Source organism: Arthrobacter sp. SPT-J7 (assembly GCF_059089965.1).
Window position 1 is genome coordinate 39,941 of record NZ_JBNHFF010000001.1, and the last position, 17,331, is coordinate 57,271.

Consider the following 17,331-nt stretch of genomic DNA (forward strand, 5'->3'; position numbering starts at 1 on the left):
TTCCGCCTCACGAGGCCACAGCCGACTTAAGTTTGCGGACGGCGCGACGGCCGATCCGCCCGATTGTGGCCAGCGGCCGCGGGCCGTCGGCCGCTGGCAGCCCGCCGGGGAGCTGAAGCTTGGTCAGCCGCCGCCGCTTGAAGTAGCGCATCTGCGGTCCGTCCTGAATGCTGTGCAGATAGGCTTCCGCGCCGGGGCGCACCGCCGCCAGCGTCTCTGCCTGCATGCAGTAGGAGACGGCCTCGATCAGCGGCTGGAGCCTCCGGGCTGCCGGAGTGTCTGCACCATCCTGGTCCGGTGCCTGCATGTTTTGTTCCAGGACGGCGTCGATGATGGTGACCGGCACGCGGTTGCTGTTTTCGTACGGACTCAGCCGTTCCAGCAGCAGCGCCGTCCCGACGGCTGCGGCGTCGATGTTGAACAGGTATTTGGCCGTCATCAGGGCGGTGGAGAAGCAGCTCACCACCAAGCGCGGCTGAAGCCGCTGCATGACCACTTCGGCCGGGGCGGAGGACTCCAGGATGTCCAGTTGCACACCGAGCTCCTGGGCCGCGGCCTCGATGGAGCGGACCGCTCCCGGCCCGGCGCTGGGGTGGGGTTTGAACACGCAGTGCAGGATTCCCTGGTCCTTAGCCTTCTGCATCATCTGGCGGTGCAGCTCCACTTCTTCCTCGGCCGAAAGGATCCCCAGGTCCGTCAGGTACTGGCCCAGCAGCAGGGCGGTTCCGGCCCCCTCCTGGTGGCGGGCTGCCGGAAGGGGAAGCGGCGGCAGTGACCGGTCCAGTTCTTCCATGGCGCGGCGCAGCGAAGCCGGTTCCACCGGAACCAGTTTCGGCTGGTGTTCGCGCAGCAACTGCGGGCGCAGTCCCGGCACCAGATCCACGTACAGCAGCGAATCGAGCCGCTGGGCTACGGCCAACGGCACGGGGTTCCGGGTGGGGCCGTAACTCATCAGGCCGTCCGAATGCACAGAAACCCGTGCGCTGGCAAAGATGCGGGCCAACGCAATCGCGGGATCCACCTGGATGGATTCGACGTACAGGTGGACCGGTTCGTCACCCAGCTCCCATTCCGAACGCAGCAGCTTCTGCCACAGGTTAAGGTCTTGCTCGCGCGGACTGAACTGGCCGGGCCGGCGGGGCCAGAGCAGGCTGCTCAGGTCCACGACGCGGTCGAACCGGCTGGCCGCCTCGGTGAAACCCGGCGACTCGTGGAACGGAACGGTGACCTCCGGAATCATGGCGTTGTTGGTGAGCACCAAAATGCGTTCATGGCCGGTTTCCGGCAAAGCGGCGTCGTCGATGGCCGCTGCCAGCGAGACACATTGATACAGGGTCGAGACGACAAATAGTTCTTTCACTTCGATGCTCCGATCGCTGTTTTCAGCGTCTCGCGCCGGCGCTCGCCCACGGCCTGCAGCCCGGCGGCCACCGCAGCGGCCGGTAAACCGGCCACGGCAGCACGCACGCCGGCCGCCAGCTCCTGGCGGACAGCCCGGGTCATGGAATCCGAACGGTCGAGGTGGTGGCATGCAATGGCCAGGAATTGGCGGATTGCTTTCGGTCGAAAACGGTCGGCCTCGCGGTCTTCCGCCACCAAGCGGAAGACTTCGGCGTAGCTGCGCAGGAAATCCAGCTGTCGGCGGTCAAAGACCTGGCTCAACGACGTCGCGACGCCGCGGCGATAGAACGCGCCCAGCTGATCCGAGACTGCGTAGGAGTCTGCCTTTAGATGCAGTCGCCAGATCCAGGGACGATCCTCGGCGGTATGGAGACCGTCGAGAAAGTGCAGCAGGCCGGCTTCCTTGAGCGCGCTGTCGAAGATGCCGAAGGGCGCGTACGGGTAGTCCACCATGGTCGAATTGTCCGAAGGCCCAATGTCCCGGCGGGGATCGAGGGGGATGCCGCGGACCGCTTGCGGGGCACGATGGACGGTCCGGACTCCGTTCGTGTGGCGGATGTGGTCCACCCGGAGGAAGTCCACGCCCAGCTGCCCGATTTCGTCGGTGATGCGGGACAGATGCCCGGGGGCGTACCAGTCATCCGGATCGAAGAAGGTGATGTAGCGTCCCGTCGCGGCGTCCAGGCCTTGGTTGCGTGCCGCGGCCAGGCCGCTGGCGGTGTCGTTGCGGTGGATCTGCAGGCCGGGGAGCTGGCCGGTGAAGGCGGCGGCCAGCTCCCCGGTCCGGTCGGTGGAACCGTCATCGATGACGATGATCTCCATCACCGAGGGATCATCGAACTGGCGGGTCAGGCTGGTCATCGCGTCGCGGATGAAAGGTGCCTGGTCTTTCGCCGGAATGATGACGCTCAGTAATGGCTGGTTCATGGGGTGTCCTTTAGCCGTCCACCCGGCGCAGCCGGGACAGCGGTGCCAGTTCGCCCGGGAAAACGCGCTTGACGCCGTCGCCCATGGCCTCTTCCAGGATCCGGATGTCGCGGATCAGCGCCTCGAAGCCCTTCGGCTCCAGCGAGGACGCCTGGTCCGAGCCCCACATGGTCCGATCCAGCGTGATGTGTCGCTCCACCGTGACCGCGCCCAGCGCCACCGCCGCGAGCGAGATCTGCAGCCCGCGCTCGTGCCCGGAGTAGCCCACAGGCACCTGGTAGCGCTCCTGCAGCGTGGAGATCATCCGCAGGTTCGCCTCTTCCGGCGGCAGCGGGTAGGTAGAGGTGGCGTGCATCAGGATCAGCCTCTCCGTGCCCAGCGTCTCCACGGCCTTGTCGATCTGCTCGATCGTGGACATGCCGGTGGAGAGGATCACCGGCTTGCCGGTCTCGCGCAGCGCCTTCAGCAGGTCCAGGTCGGTGACCGAGGCGGAGGCGACCTTGTGGGTCAGCGCGCCGGCGTCTTCCATGAACGCGACCGAGGGAACATCCCAGGGCGAGGCGAAGCAGTGCAGGCCGCGGTCGACGGCGTGCGAGATCAGCTTCTGGTAGATCGGCATGTCGAACTCCACCCGGTACCGGTAGTCCAGGTAGGTCATCTCGCCCCACGGGGTGGAGCGCATTTTGTCGCGCATGTCCGCCGGGGTGGAGATCTCCGGGGTACGCTTCTGGAACTTCACCGCGTTCGCGCCGGCCTCGGCGGCGACGTCGATCAGCTGCTTGGCGATCTCGATGTCGCCGTTGTGGTTGATCCCGATCTCGCCGATCACGTAGACCGGCTGCCCGGCACCGACCTGCACGTCACCGATCGCGACGGGAGCCGGCGCACCGGCGGGAACACTGTTCGAAACGGTAGCTTCGGTAGTCATGAGCTGCACTCTTTCTGTTATTGCTGTGGCTTGTTCTTGGCGGCCGCCGTCGTCGGCGGCACCGCTGCGCGCGGCGAGGATGAGTTCGCAGACCTCGCGGACTGCGCCTTCGCCGCCATGGTGCTGAAGCACAGTGCGTGCTGCAGCTTTGACCTCGGCGCGGGCATCGCCCACAGCCACCGGCCAACCAACGACGCCCATGGCGGGCAGGTCGTTGACGTCGTTGCCCACGTAGGCAACCCGATCGGGATCCAGCCGCTGGGCGGCCATCCAGGTGCGGACGGCTCCGGCTTTGTCCGAGACGTCCTGCAGGACGTCGACGCCGAGCTTGCGCGCCCGGGCACTGACCACCTTGTTGCGTTCGGTGGACAGGATCAGTTGGGGAATTCCGGTGCTGCGCAGCCGGGAGATTCCCATCCCGTCTTCGCGGCTCACGCGGACGAATTCCTCGCCGTCGGCATTCACGAAGGCGTGGTCGTCGGTGTGCACGCCGTCGAAGTCCATCACCAAGGCATCCACGTCGAGGACGCGGGTCCGGGGCACCGTTGCCTGGCCGGCCAACGCGCGGACCACGGCCAGGTCTTCCAGCGAGTCGATCTCGACGGCGTGCTCGGCGGGCACTTCCTGAAGCTTCAGCCGGCCGAAGAAACGGTGCTTGCGGGCCACAAAACCTTCGGTGCGCATGGCGTAGAACGCGCCGGTTTCGCGGTACTGGGGCGTACGGTCCTGCCGGCGGGGACGCACCTCGGCGCTGTGCCCGACGGCGGTGACGGCCCCGCCGTCGTCGTGCATCCAGTGGAACGCGTGGCTCTCGGTGACGGAGAAGGCCACATCCGCGCGGTCCTCCAGCACATCCAGCACGGCTTCGTTCAGGTGGTCCGGATCGATGAACGGGGAGGTGCACTGCAGCAGGACCGTGACCGCCGGCTGCCGCGGCAGCGATGCGAGCACGTGGAGCACCGCGGATTCGCTGCTCGCGGTGTCGCCGGAGAGGTCCGCTGGGCGAAGGACCACGCGGGCGCCGCAGCGTTCGGCTTCGGCGGCGATGTCCGGATGGTCGGTGCTGACGACGACGTCGGTCACCGCCGGGGCCGCCAGCGCACTGTCAACGGCGCGGGCCACCAGGCTGCGGCCGGCCACGGGCTTTAGGTTTTTGAACGGGATCCCTTTGGAGCCGCCGCGGGCCGGGATGACGACCAGGACTTCCGGGGGGTCGGTGTAGCTCATTGGAGCCACGGTAGGGAGGGCCGGTAACGCCCGGGGGTGGCCAAGGTTACGGGAAGGCAAGCAGAAGAGAACGTTTCACCCAACCCGCCCTACGGTCCCGCATCTGCAGCCGATAGTGCCGCCGCCAGTACTCTTGGAGCATGCCCGGGTCCCGCTCTTCGCGCCGCAGACCGCTGCGTATTGTGGTGCCCAGCCGCAACGATCCGTTCCTCAAGCAGTTCACCGAATTGGTGGGTGGACCGTTGGGCCGGCACAGCGCTCCGGGCCTGGTCTCGCCGGGCTTCTTCACCGTTGAGCGCGTGCTGATCATCCTGACCACGTTCGCCGCGCTGCTCTCGGTCCTGGTCAAGACGCCGTGCCGGCTGGCCGGATGGGAGCTACCGGACTACTTCTACATGGGCTGCTATTCGGACTGGCCGGTGCTGTTCGAAACCCGGGGGCTGGCCGAGGGCGTGGTGCCGTTCGTCAGCGCGGGCAGTTCGTTTGAGTACCCGGTTCTGCTGGGGCTGCTGGCCGGGGCGACGGCATGGCTGGTCCCGGGCGAGGGAGTGTCCGCGGGCCGGGCCTTGGCGTATTTCGACATCAACGCCACCCTGGCGGCCGTGGCCTGGCTGGTCACAGTGGTTGCCACGGCGCGCATGAGCCACCGGCGGCCCTGGGATGCAGCCATGGTGGCACTGGCACCGGCAATCGTGCTGGCAGGCACCATAAACTGGGACCTGTGGGCTGCCATGCTGGCGGCACTGGCGATGCTCGCCTTCGCGCGGCGCCGTCCGGTCCTGGCGGGCGTGTTCATTGGGCTCGGTGCGGCGCTGAAGTTGTACCCGGTGCTGATCCTTGGAGCCATCCTGCTGCTGGCAATCCGCACGGGGCGATACCGTCCGCTAGCGGCGTCCGCTGCGGCCGCGGCTGCGGTCTGGCTGGCCGCGAACCTGCCGTTCATGCTGCGGGACTTCGGCAGCTGGTTCCATTTTCTGGACTACAGCCGGCAGCGCGAGGCCGGGTATTCGTCCATCTGGTATGCCTACAACCTGACCGCGCAGCGGCAACAGCTGCCCCTGATCAGCCCGGAGTTCATTAACACTGCATCCTTCCTGCTGTTCGCGGCAGCCTGCGCAGGTATCGCGGTGCTGGCGCTGGCGGCACCGCGCCGTCCGCGGATGGCATCGTTGGTGTTCCTGGTGGTGGCTGCGTTCGTACTCACCAACAAGGTGTATTCGCCGCAGTTCGTGGTCTGGCTGGTGCCGCTGGTGGCGCTGGCCCACCCGCGATGGCGCGACTTCCTGATCTGGCAGTTCTTCGAGGTGATGCACTGGTGGGCCATCTGGATGCATCTGGGCCAGGTCACCAGCGGCGGGGAAGCGGCGCGGAACCTGGACGCGCCGTACTACGTGCTGGCGGTTCTGGCTCATATAGCCGCCACGGCATACATCATGGCCAAGGTAGTCCGGGCCATCTGGCTGCCTGAACATGATCCGGTTCGGCGCGCGGATACCGATGATCCCCAAGGCGGCGAGTTTGACGGCGCTGCCGACAAGTTCTCGCTTCCACTGCCCGGCCGCGTCCCCGCGGCACGGGTGGGCACGCTGCCAGGCCCAGGCGCTGACGCTGCCCAGTATTCTTCGACTGGCATAGATGCGTCCCGGCCCTCGTCCCGGTGGCCCGGCATTGCCAGCGGGGACGCGGAGGGGACAAGGTTGGACCGAAGGTCGGAAGGGGACAATCAATCGTGACGGATGTAGCGGTAGTCGGCGCCGGGCCGAACGGGCTGGCTGCGGCCGTGATCATGGCCCGGGCCGGCCTGGACGTCACGGTCTTCGAAATGGCCGCTAAGCCCGGCGGCGGTGCGCGAACACTGGAACTGATGCAGCCGGGCCACTGGCACGACGTGTGCTCGGCAGTGCATCCGATGGCGGCAGCCTCGCTGTTCTTCCGCGAGTTCGGGCTGGACCAGCGGATCCAGATGCTGGCGCCCGAGGTCTCCTACGGGCACGTGATCGACGGGGCCGCCGCGGCGGTTGCCTACCGCGATCTGGAGCAGACCGTTGCCGGGCTGGGCGCCGACGGCGGCGCCTACCGGCAGCTGATGCGGCCGCTCGTGGAGCGGACCGATGCCCTGCTGGAGTTCACCATGGACCAACTGCTCCGCATGCCGGACAGCCCGGTGACGGCCTTCCGGTACGGAATCAGGACCCTTGAGCAGGGGTCGCCCGCCTGGAATCTGCGCTTCAAGGAACAATTCGCACCCGCCCTGCTCACCGGCGTCGCCGCCCACACCACGGGCGGTGTGCGGCGCCTGTCGTCGGCTGGGGCAGGGCTGATGCTCGGCGCGCTGGCGCATGCCGTCGGGTTTCCCTTCCCGGCCGGGGGGTCGCAGGCGATTATCGACGCCATGGTCCAGGACCTGCGGGCACACGGCGGCCGGTTGGAGGCCCAGCACCGGGTGGCATCGCTGGCTGAGCTGACCGATGCCCGGGTGGTGATGCTCGATACTTCGCCCACGGAATTCCTCCGGCTGGCCGGCGGCCGGCTCCCGGCCCGTTATGCCCGTGCCTTGAAGCATTTCCGTTACGGACCCGGCGCGGCCAAGGTGGACTACATTTTGTCCGGACCGGTCCCATGGGCGCACCCGGAACTGCGCCGGGCCGGCACCGTGCACCTGGGCGGCACACGGGAGCAGATCGCAGCGTCGGAGCGGGACATTGGCCGCGGCCGGCACTCGGAGGACCCGGTTATCCTGGCGGCACAACCGGCCGTGGTCGATCCATCCCGGGCCCCTGCCGGCCGGCACGTGCTGTGGGCCTATTGCCACGTACCGAATGGCTCCACCCGTGACATGGAGCCTGTGATCACTGCCGCGCTGGAACGAGCCGCGCCGGGATTCACCGATCTGGTGGTCGACTCCGCAAGCATGTCCGCGGCCGACTATCAGGTGTATAACCCGAACTACGTGGGCGGTGACTTCGGCACCGGTGCGGTCAACCTGCTGCAGCTTGCGGCCCGCCCGGTGCTAAGTCCAAAACCCTGGCAGACGCCGCTGGACGGCGTCTACCTGTGTTCGGCAGGAACACCGCCGGGGCCCGGCGTGCACGGGATGGCCGGCTACCGCGCCGCCGCGCTCGCCCTGCAGACGCATTTCGGGCTGACGGTACCGCCCCTGCAGCCGTGAAGCCGTGGCCCGCCGGGCTGATCGAAGGCAAGATGGTGCCATGGATCCCGTAGCGGCGCTGAATGAGATCGCCTTCTGGCTGGAGCGCGAACTGGCGCCCACGTTCAAAGTGCAGGCGTTCCGGCGCGCCGCCGCCGTGGCCGCGGGGCTGGAACCGGACGAGCTGGCCGCCCGGACGCGCAGCGGCCGATTGAAGAGCATGAAGGGGATCGGGGCCAGGACCTTCGAGGTCATTCAGCAGGCGGTCGCCGGCGAGGTCCCCGACTACCTGGTGCAGGTCCGGGAACGGTCGGCAGAACCGCTGGCCGAGGGCGGCCGCGAACTGCACCAGGCCCTTCGCGGCGATCTGCACAGCCACAGCGACTGGTCCGACGGCGGCTCGCCGCCGGAGGACATGGTCGATGCAGCACGCTGGCTCGGCCGCGACTACCTGGCTCTGACCGACCATTCGCCCAACCTCAAAATTGCCAACGGACTGAGTGCGGAGCGCCTGGCCAAGCAGCTTGACCTCGTGGCCCGCATCAATGCCAAAGCCGACGGTATCCGGGTCTTGACCGGCATCGAGGCAGACATCCTGGAGAGCGGCGAACTCGACCAAACACCGCAGATGCTGGACCGGCTGGACGTGGTGGTGGCCAGCGTCCACTCCAAACTCAGGTCGGACCGGGGCACCATGACCCGGCGCATGCTCGGCGCGATCAACAATCCGCGCACCAACGTGCTGGGCCACTGTACCGGGCGGCTGGTCAAGGGATCGCGGGGAACACGTCCGCAATCGGAGTTCGACGCCGAGCGCGTGTTCGCCGCCTGCGCAGAGAACGACGTCGCCGTCGAGATCAACTCCCGGCCGGAGCGGCAGGACCCGCCGGATGAGCTGATCCAGCTCGCCCTCGACGCCGGCTGCCTGTTCAGCATCGACAGCGACGCCCATGCGCCCGGCCAGCTGGATTTCCTCCACTACGGCGCCGAACGTGCAGCAAAAAACGGCGTCCCCGCCGAACGGATCATCACCACCTGGCCGGTGGAGCGGCTGCTGGAGTGGTGCAACCAGGGGCGCTGACCGTTCACGCAGAGCACCGAGGATGAAGCTGCCCACCCTTGCGTGCAGTGCCGGTCATTAATCGTCAAATCAGCTATGGTCCTAAGCATGCTGAACAATTTTTCGAAGGCGGCGTTGGCGGTGCTGGTCACGCTGTTGATGTGCTCCTGCGGCCTGCAGGTGCCCGCGGATCCGAAAGGAACGTTGGACCGCATCAGCAACGGAACGCTCAGAGTGGGGATCTCGCACAACCCGCCCTGGACCGCAGTCCAAGACCGCGAAGACCCGGCAGGTTCGGAGGCAGACCTGGTACGGGAATTCGCTGCCACCCGCGGAGCAAGCATCGACTGGACGGCAGCCGGCGAGGAATCCCTGATGGGGCAGCTGGAACGCGGCGAACTTGACCTGGTCATCGGTGGTCTGACGAAGAAGTCGCCGTGGTCGGACAGGGCCGCCCTGACCCAGCCCTACGCCGAGGGCCGGGCCCCCGACGGGGCCAAGGAGGAACACGTGATGGCTGCCAGGATGGGCGAAAACGCCTTCCTGCAGGAACTGGAACGGTTTCTGCTCGACGGGAAGGGGCAGTGATGATCACCAGGTTTGGCCGCACCGAGCTGCCCGATCAGCAGCAAGAAGCCCTGAGGCGCGCCATCAGGATCCAGTGGATCACCATCGGCGTCCTGGCCGTTTCAGTGACCCTGGTCTTCCTGGTGATGGGCAATTCACAGGCGATGAAAGCGGCCTGGATTGAAGACATGCTCTCCTTCGCGCCTCCGCTTGCGTTCCTGCTGGCGATGAGGATCATCAACCGGCCGCCCACCCGAAAGTATCCCTACGGGTACCACCGGTCGACCGGGATTGCGCACCTTGTCGCTGCCGTGGCTCTGTGCACCATGGGCGCGTTCCTGGTGATCGATTCCGGCATGGGCCTGCTGAAGGGGGAGCACCCGCCGATCGGCTCGGTCCACATCCTCGGCCACACCATTTGGCTCGGATGGCTGATGATGGCGGTCATGGCATTGACAGCCGTGCCACCGGTGCTGCTCGGCCGCGCCAAAGAAAAACTCGCCGAGCAGCTGCACGACAAGGTCCTTTATGCCGATGCAGACATGAACAAGGCCGACTGGATGACAGCAGTGGGCTCGATCGTGGGTGTTGCCGGCATCGGCATCGGCCTGTGGTGGGCCGACGCCGCTGCAGCGCTGTTCATTGCCGGGGGAATCCTGCGCGACGGATACAAGAACATGCGCGGATCGATCACCGACCTGATGGACACCCGGGCCACCACCTACGATGCCTCCGAGCCCCATCCGCTGATCCAGCGCATCGATGATTACCTCCGCGGACTTGAGTGGGTCGAAGAATCCGGTTCGCGGGTCCGGGACCAAGGCCATGTGCTGCACGCTGAAGCCTTCGTCGTGCCGCGCGACGGCCGGCTCCCGTCGGTCCAAGCCCTCGAGGAGGCCAGGGACGGTTGCATCGACCTGCACTGGATGCTCCAGGACATGGTCTTGGTGCCGGTCTCCGAACTGCCCGAGGAAGCGGGTGGATCGTCCGAGCGCCAGTCCGAAAGAAACCTTTGACCGCGGGTGCGGCAGGCCCAAGCCGCACCGTATATCGTGCAGAGAGGCGGCTTCTTGTGCTGCCAACAGCTAACGACGGCGGTGCACGGCTGCCGCGAGGAGGTACAGATGCGTCTGGGTACAGTACGGAGGAACGGGACCACGCAGGCGTTCCGGCAGGACGGCGACAGCACGGTATACCTGCCGGCCAAGGACGTGGGCGAACTGCTGCAGCGCGATGACTGGCGCACACTCTCCGGCGAACCGGGCCCGGCGCCCGAGCACTCGGAGCTGGCAATGCCGATCCTGCGCCCGGGCAAGATCCTTTGCGCGGGGCTGAACTACTACGCGCATGCGGAAGAAGTGGGCCAGGAGGTCCCGAAGTACCCCACGATCTTCACCAAGTACGCCAACGCGTTGGTCGGTCCGACGGATGATGTGGTGCTGCCCGCAGCCAGCAGCAAGATCGACTGGGAAGCTGAACTGACCGTGGTGATCGGCTCCCGGGTCAGGCAGGCGGACGAGGCCGGCGCCCGCGCGGCGATTGCCGGCTACACGGTGATGAACGACGTCTCGGTCCGCGACTGGCAGGGCCGCACCTCGGAGTGGTTCCAGGGCAAGAACTGGGACCGCACGACTCCGGTGGGCCCCGTCGTCGTCACGGCGGATGAGCTGGATCCCGAAGCCGGGCTGGCGGTGGAATGCGAGCTGGACGGCGTCACCAAGCAGTCCGGCACCACGTCCGACCTGATTTTCTCCTGCGCCAAGCTGGTGTCCTATGTGAGTGAGTTCATGACCTTGGAGCCCGGTGACCTGCTCGCCACCGGGACCCCCGCCGGCGTGGGACTGGCCCGCAAGCCGCGGGAATGGATCCCCGCCGGGGCCCAGCTGGTCACCCGGATCGAGGGGATCGGCGAGCTGCGCAACCACTGCGTGCCCGAAGAACCCCGCTGAAACGTCGCATTTGACGGGGCCGCGGCTTAGGATCAGAGCGTGGCACAAACCCGGCTGTACGGGCGTGAGGACGAGGTGGCGCAGTGGCGCGACCTCGCCTCTGCCGTGGAAGCCGGCCACAGCATCGAACTGACGGTCAGCGGCCCGTCCGGCATCGGCAAGACCACGCTGCTGGAGACGCTTTTCGCGGATGCCTCTTCGCGCGGCTGGAAGCTGCTGCGCGCCGCCGGCGCCGCCCGTCGCTCATTGCCCGGTTCCATGTTCTGGCAGTGGTTCGCGCCGCTCGCCCAGCAGATGCCGGACCACGGCCCGCCCTTCGACGGGCAGGGCCGGGTGCTGCATTCGTTCCTGACCTCCGCCGGCGGGCCGCTGCACAAGGACGCGCTCACCTATTCCGCATCCTGGGTGCTGCGTTCGCTGGCCCAGGAAGCCCCGGTCATCGCCATGGTGGACGACGCCCAGTGGCTGGATGAACTCTCGCTGCAGTCGCTCTCGGACATGGGGGTCCTGCTGATCGGGGCCCCGCTGCTGATCGTGCGCGGGGTGCGCACCGGTCACGGCGCCGAACGCGGTGACGGGATCCGGACGGATGCCCTGCTGCTGGATGGAGCCGACGGCGGCGCCCGGCACGGCGCGCCGCGGCACGGCGCCGTCCGTCCCGGCGGGCGGGTGCATTGGCCGCTGGAACCGCTCGACCGCCGCGCGGTGGCAGAGTGGGCAGCCCAGCGGATTCCCGCCGTGGATCCTGCGGAGGCGGCGCGCATCCATGCGGCGGCAGGAGGGATGCCGTTCTACGTGCACGAGATCCTGGAGCGCGGTGTCGGCGTTGGTACCGAAGGGGCCAGCGCCGAAGCAGAGGTGCTGGAAGACCGCTTCGCCCGGCTCTCGGCGGAGGAGCGGACAGTGCTGGACGCCGTCGTCATTCTGGGGGAGGACGCCAGCCAGCAGCTACTGGCACGGATGACCGGACTGCCTGAAGACAGGATCACCCCGGTGCTGAAGCGTCTGGCCGCGGCGCGTTTTCTGAGTTCGCTGCGTCCCCGGCCGCGGATCCAGCATGCGTTGGTGGCCGAGGCAGTGCTCGCCACGCTGGATCCGGAACGCCGGGCCGGGCTCCACGGCCGGGCGGCTGCCGCCTTGCGGGCACAAAAGAGCGAACCCGCCGTCGTCGCGGGCCATCTGCTGGCCACCGAACCTGGCGCAGATCCCGCTGCCGCCGAAATCCTGCTGGACGCCGCCACCGACGCGCGCCGCTCCGGCTCGAGCGAGCTTGCCGTGCGCTGGATCGGCCGGGCGATGGCTGAGGAACAGCTGCCCGCCGAACTGCAGCGCAGGATCCTGATTGAAGCCGCGCTGGCCCATCAGGCAGCCGGCCGCATTCAACAGGCAGAGGACTTCGGGCGCCGGGCACTGGCCATGACCGAGGGCACGCGGGCCCGGGTAGAACTGCTGATGGATTTTGCCGAGGCGCAGTACGCCATCAACCGGGTGGAGGAAAGTTCGCGCTGCTTCAGCAAGGCGCTAAAGGAACTGGAGAACGACGACGAACCGGACACCGAGCTCAGGCGCCGCGTGGTTGCGGCGGCTACCGGGGCGGGATTCCAGCAGCTGCAGTTTGCGTCGCACTACGGCCAGGAGATAACGGACATCCTGGCCCAGGACCCGGCCGACGATAGCCCCAGCGACCGCATGCTGCTGGTCCAGGAGGCGCTGCGGCTGAGCGTGACCGGCACGGACGCCAAGCGCAGCGGCGAACTGGCGCTGCGCGCTTATGCCGGCGGGAAGCTCCTGGCCGAGGTGGGCGTGGAATCCAACATCATCAACTATGCAACTGGAGCACTCAACGGCTCGGAACAGGATGCCGCCGCTTTGGAGCTGCTGGATGCAGCCATAGCCGAAGCACGGGCCAACTCGTTGCCGATGGCCAACGCCACGCTGAGCTACTGTCGCGGCGCCATCCACCTTAACCGGGGTCGGCTGCGGCTGGCGCAGATGGATCTGGAAACCGCCATGCAGGCGGCGGATACCGGCTGGCGAACGTACCTGGAAGTGGCCTGCGTGACGCTGGCCGAGATCTATCTTGCCCGGGATGATCTTGCCGCCGCCGACGACCTCTTGAAGCGGGTCCCGCTGGAGGAAGAGCGTGTGCCGCTGGTCCAAGCCATGGCCCTGCAGTTGCACGGAGTGGTCGCCGCCGGACACGGCGAGCACCTGCAGGCTCTCGAGTTCTTCTCCGCAGCAATGGATTTGGGCTCTGGTCTGGGCCCCTCGTTGAGCCTGTGGACGCGCAGCAGCATCGAATCAGCTGCCCGCGTCGGCCAGACCGAATACGCCGCCGCAGTTGCGGCCGAGCTGCTGCGGGAGGTCCGGTCCTTCGGCGCTCCCCGCCTGATCGGCACGGTTCTGCGGGTCGCCGCGCTGGCCCAACCCGGGCAGTCCGCCGTCGTCATGCTGCGGGAGGCCATCGCCCTGCTGGAGGCGAACGAAGGCCGGTACCAGCTGGCGCTGGCGCTGGCGGACCTGGCCGAGCTGTGCCTCTCGTCCCCGCACGCGGACGAGCTGCAAGTGTTCCGCACCGAGGCGCTGGCGGCCGCGCGGAAGTCCCTGGTGCTGGCCAACCGGATCGGCGCCGCCGCGGTGGCACGCCGGATGACCCGTCTGCTGGCCCAGCAGGACTTGCAGTTGCCGATGATCGCGGAGAACAAGGCGGACCGGTTGACCCCGGCCGAGTACCGGGTCTGCTCGCTGGCCGCCAAAGGACTCACGAATCGCAAGATTGCCGCCGAGCTGTTCATCACCATCAAGGCGGTTGAATGGCACCTGTCGCGCTCTTTCGCGAAGCTGGAAATCAGCTCCCGCAAGGCCCTGCCCACCGTGATCGACCCGCAGGACTGACGGCGGCCCGCGCGCCAGCAGGTACTCGGCGGGCCGCTTAACCGACGACGCCACCAGACAGCACCAGATCAGGGAGGGCACATGCGAGTTTCCGTGCTTCACACCGCGGGCCTGCCCCGGCCGTACAACGAATCCAGACCGCTCGTCATCGAGGATCTCGACACGCCGTCGCCACGACCTGGCGAGGTTGGCATGGACATCAGCTATTCCAGCCTGTGCCATTCGGACCTCTCGGTCGTCGACGGCAGCCGGGTGCGCCCCTTGCCGATGGCCCTCGGCCATGAGGCGGTTGGCCGCATCGCGAGCATCGGGGCAGGCGTGGACGACGTCAGGATCGGCGACCACGTGGTGTTGGTGTTCGTTCCCAGTTGCGGGCATTGCCGTAACTGTCGCGCTGGCCGGCCGGCTCTGTGCGATCGGGCCGCCGAGGCGAACGGCAGCGGCGATTTGCTGCACGGCGAGGCGCTGCTCCGCTCTGCCGACGGCGGAAGGATCAACCACCATCTCGGCGTCTCCGCGTTCTCGGACCATGCGGTGGTCGCCCGGGAATCGGTTGTGGCGATCGGAGAGGACGTGCCGGATGAGGTGGCGGCCATGTTCGGCTGCGCCGTCCTGACCGGCATGGGCGCGGTGATCAACACGGCGCGGGTTGAGGCGGGGCAAACGGTGGCGGTTTTCGGCCTGGGGGCCGTGGGACTGGCGGCGGTCATGGCCGCCCGGATCTCCGGCGCGTCGGACGTCATCGCGATTGACCCAAACACTGCCAAGCATGCCGTGGCCCTAGAGGCAGGTGCCACCGCGGTGGGGACGCCGGACGAAGCCGCCGCACTGACAGCGAAGGCGGCTGGCGGCGGCGTGGACGTTGCCGTCGAAGCCGCCGGTTCCGCCCGCGTGCTGGCCGGCTGCCTGGAGGTCACCAACCGGGGCGGCGCCGTCGTCGCCGTTGGCCTCCCGCACCCCTCCCAGGAGCTCAGCGTGCCCGCCCTGCAATTTGCCGGCATGGGCAAGCGCCTCCTCGGGTCCTACATGGGTGATGCGGTCCCGGAGCGGGATATTCCCCGCTACATCGAGTACTGGCGCGAGGGTCGGCTTCCCGTCGAACTGCTGCACACGGACACCTGCCCGCTGGACCAGATCAACGAGGGCCTCGAAGCCTTGGCTCAAGGGCAGGTTGTCCGGCGGCTCTTCAAGCCCTGAGGGCGAATGCCTGCGGTCCGCGCCGCCGCCGGGACGTCCTCCGGCAGCTGTCTGCCTTGCCTGCGTCCAGCAGCACCCGAGTGAGGGACGAAGCACCCTAGGGTTTTCTAACTAGGGTGGATTGATCTGGAATACGCAGGCGTCCTCGACCATGATTGAAGGTGTCAGCAACCGGACGGGAGACCTACCGGAGGCGGCGGTATGGGGATCCGAGTTGGGGGACCTGCCTGCGGGCGGTGGATTCAGATGCCGCACACGAAATGGCTCGAAGTGAGTTGGCTAATGGGGAGGCCTGACTTTGAGCCATTTCGTATGCCCGGGCCATGACAGACTGGTTCCGTGGCCCATCTCGACGTCTCCAACATTGCCTATTTCCTCTCCGACGGCCGCCAGTTGCTCAACGGCGTCGGCTTCAAGGTCGGCGACGGCGCCAAAACCGCGCTGATCGGCCCCAACGGCACCGGCAAGACCACCCTGCTGCGGATCATCGCCGGCGACGTGGTCCCGGATGAAGGCGCCGTGGCCCGCTCGGGCAGCATGGGCATCATGCGCCAGTTCGTCGGCCAGGTCCGCGACCAGACGACCGTCCGGGACCTGCTGGTCAGCGCCGCACCGCCGGCCCTGGCCGCCGCCGCCCGCGCGGTGGACGAGGCGGAGCTGGCCATGATGGAGCACGACGACGAGCCCACCCAGATGCGCTATGCCCAGGCGCTCGCGGATTGGGGCGATGCCGGCGGCTATGAGCAGGAGACGGTCTGGGACGAGGTCACCATGGCCTCGCTGGGCGTGCCCTTCGACCGGGGGCAGTACCGCAACGCATCCACCCTGTCCGGCGGCGAGCAGAAGCGCCTGGTGCTGGAAGCCCTGTTCTCCGGACCGGACGAACTGCTGCTGCTGGACGAACCGGACAACTACCTGGACGTGCCCGGCAAACGCTGGCTGGAGGACAAGCTGCGCGAGTCGCGGAAGTCGGTGCTGTTCGTCAGCCACGACCGTGAGCTGCTGGCCAACGCGGCCACCCTCATCGTCACTTTGGAGCCGGGCGCCCTCGGAGCCACGGCCTGGGTCCACGGCGGCGGCTTCGAAAGCTACCTGCAGGCCCGCGACGACCGGAACGCGCGGTTCGAGGAACTGCGTAAACGCTGGGACGAGGAGCACGCCAAGCTCAAAGAGCTGGTGAACATGTACAAGAACAAGGCCGCCTTCCGCTCGGACATGGCCAACCGCTATCACGCCGCCACCACCCGGCTGCAAAAGTTCCTCGAGGCCGGTCCGCCCGAAGCCGTGCCGATCGAACAGAACGTGCAGATGCGGCTCAAGGGCGGGCGCACCGCCAAACGGGCAGTGGTGGCCAGCAAACTGGAGCTCACCGGGCTGATGAAGCCGTTCAGCACCGAGATCTGGTTCGGCGACCGCGTCGGCGTGCTGGGGTCCAACGGCTCCGGCAAGTCCCACTTTCTGCGCCTGCTGGCCGGCGGCGGCACCGACCCGGAGAAGGAGCACCTGCCGGTCTCCGAGGTGCAGATCGCCGAGGTTCCGCACACCGGAACGGTCAAACTCGGGGCTAGGATCCGCCCCGGCTTCTTCGCCCAGACGCACGTGCGGCCGGACCTGCTGGGCAAGTCGCTGGTGGACATCCTGCACCGCGGCGACGACCACCGCTCCGGGCTGGGCCGTGAAGCCGCGGCCGCCGTGCTGGACCGCTACGGACTGGCCCGGCAGGCTGAGCAGCTGTACGACTCGCTCTCCGGCGGCCAGCAGGCGCGGCTGCAGATCCTGCTGCTGGAGCTCTCCGGCGCCACCCTGCTGCTGCTCGATGAGCCCACCGACAACCTGGACCTGCACTCCGCGGAGGCGCTGGAACGGGCCATCGATGCGTTCGAAGGAACGGTGCTGGCCGTGACCCACGACCGCTGGTTCGCGCGCAGCTTCGACCGGTTCCTGGTCTTCGGCTCCGACGGCAAGGTCTACGAAAGCGACACCCCGGTCTGGGACGAGGAACGCGTTGTCCGGAACCGCTGAGCCCAGGGGC

The 17,331-nt window shown here is 67.6% G+C and carries 12 protein-coding genes and 1 pseudogene; 9 read left to right on the forward strand and 4 right to left on the reverse strand.

Annotation, left to right across the window (positions count from 1 at the left end; translation table 11 throughout):
* Nucleotides 1–7: 7 nt before the first annotated feature.
* The 4 genes and pseudogenes from AC5RWX_RS00165 to AC5RWX_RS00180 all read right to left on the reverse strand — a co-directional run.
* Nucleotides 8–1,360, reverse strand: a complete 1,353-nt coding sequence (locus tag AC5RWX_RS00165; protein WP_493957777.1) for a polysialyltransferase family glycosyltransferase — start codon at nt 1,358–1,360, stop codon at nt 8–10.
* Entirely contained in the window at nt 1,357–2,328 is a 972-nt protein-coding gene (locus AC5RWX_RS00170) for a glycosyltransferase (protein ID WP_493957776.1), read from the reverse strand. The genes AC5RWX_RS00165 and AC5RWX_RS00170 overlap by 4 nt, the downstream gene beginning before the upstream one ends.
* 10 nt (nt 2,329–2,338) lie before the next feature.
* Nucleotides 2,339–3,256 (reverse strand): N-acetylneuraminate synthase family protein, encoded by a 918-nt coding sequence (locus AC5RWX_RS00175; protein ID WP_493957870.1) that lies wholly within the window; start codon nt 3,254–3,256, stop codon nt 2,339–2,341.
* Nucleotides 3,257–3,373: 117 nt separating this feature from the next.
* Nucleotides 3,374–4,483: pseudogene (locus AC5RWX_RS00180) on the reverse strand (cytidylyltransferase domain-containing protein); the annotation flags it as partial.
* Nucleotides 4,484–4,623: 140 nt separating this feature from the next.
* Between AC5RWX_RS00180 and AC5RWX_RS00185 the strand changes: the two are divergent.
* The 9 genes from AC5RWX_RS00185 to AC5RWX_RS00225 all read left to right on the forward strand — a co-directional run bounded on the left by AC5RWX_RS00185 (nt 4,624) and on the right by AC5RWX_RS00225 (nt 17,321).
* Nucleotides 4,624–6,216, forward strand: a complete 1,593-nt coding sequence (locus tag AC5RWX_RS00185) for a glycosyltransferase family 87 protein (protein WP_493957775.1) — start codon at nt 4,624–4,626, stop codon at nt 6,214–6,216.
* Nucleotides 6,213–7,652, forward strand: coding sequence for a phytoene desaturase family protein (locus tag AC5RWX_RS00190; protein ID WP_493957774.1), 1,440 nt, complete (start codon nt 6,213–6,215; stop codon nt 7,650–7,652). Before AC5RWX_RS00185 ends, AC5RWX_RS00190 begins: the two co-directional genes overlap by 4 nt.
* A gap of 40 nt (nt 7,653–7,692) precedes the next feature.
* Nucleotides 7,693–8,712 carry a PHP domain-containing protein gene (locus tag AC5RWX_RS00195; protein ID WP_493957773.1) on the forward strand — a complete coding sequence of 340 codons (1,020 nt, stop codon included), beginning with the start codon at nt 7,693–7,695 and terminating at the stop codon, nt 8,710–8,712.
* A gap of 87 nt (nt 8,713–8,799) precedes the next feature.
* Complete coding sequence (locus AC5RWX_RS00200; protein WP_493957772.1) at nt 8,800–9,279, forward strand: transporter substrate-binding domain-containing protein; 480 nt, start codon at nt 8,800–8,802, stop codon at nt 9,277–9,279.
* Nucleotides 9,279–10,274 (forward strand): cation diffusion facilitator family transporter, encoded by a 996-nt coding sequence (locus tag AC5RWX_RS00205; RefSeq protein ID WP_494063352.1) that lies wholly within the window; start codon nt 9,279–9,281, stop codon nt 10,272–10,274. Before AC5RWX_RS00200 ends, AC5RWX_RS00205 begins: the two co-directional genes overlap by 1 nt.
* Before the next feature lie 108 nt (nt 10,275–10,382).
* Complete coding sequence (locus AC5RWX_RS00210) at nt 10,383–11,207, forward strand: fumarylacetoacetate hydrolase family protein (RefSeq protein ID WP_494063353.1); 825 nt, start codon at nt 10,383–10,385, stop codon at nt 11,205–11,207.
* Nucleotides 11,208–11,246: 39 nt separating this feature from the next.
* Nucleotides 11,247–14,102 carry a helix-turn-helix transcriptional regulator gene (locus AC5RWX_RS00215; protein ID WP_494063354.1) on the forward strand — a complete coding sequence of 952 codons (2,856 nt, stop codon included), beginning with the start codon at nt 11,247–11,249 and terminating at the stop codon, nt 14,100–14,102.
* Between the two features lie 81 nt (nt 14,103–14,183).
* The gene (locus AC5RWX_RS00220) at nt 14,184–15,299 is read left to right on the forward strand and encodes a zinc-dependent alcohol dehydrogenase family protein (protein ID WP_494096767.1); all 1,116 of its coding nucleotides are present in this window, start codon (nt 14,184–14,186) and stop codon (nt 15,297–15,299) included.
* 339 nt (nt 15,300–15,638) lie between these two features.
* Entirely contained in the window at nt 15,639–17,321 is a 1,683-nt protein-coding gene (locus tag AC5RWX_RS00225) for an ABC-F family ATP-binding cassette domain-containing protein (RefSeq protein WP_494096768.1), read from the forward strand.
* The last annotated feature ends 10 nt before the right edge of the window (nt 17,322–17,331 follow it).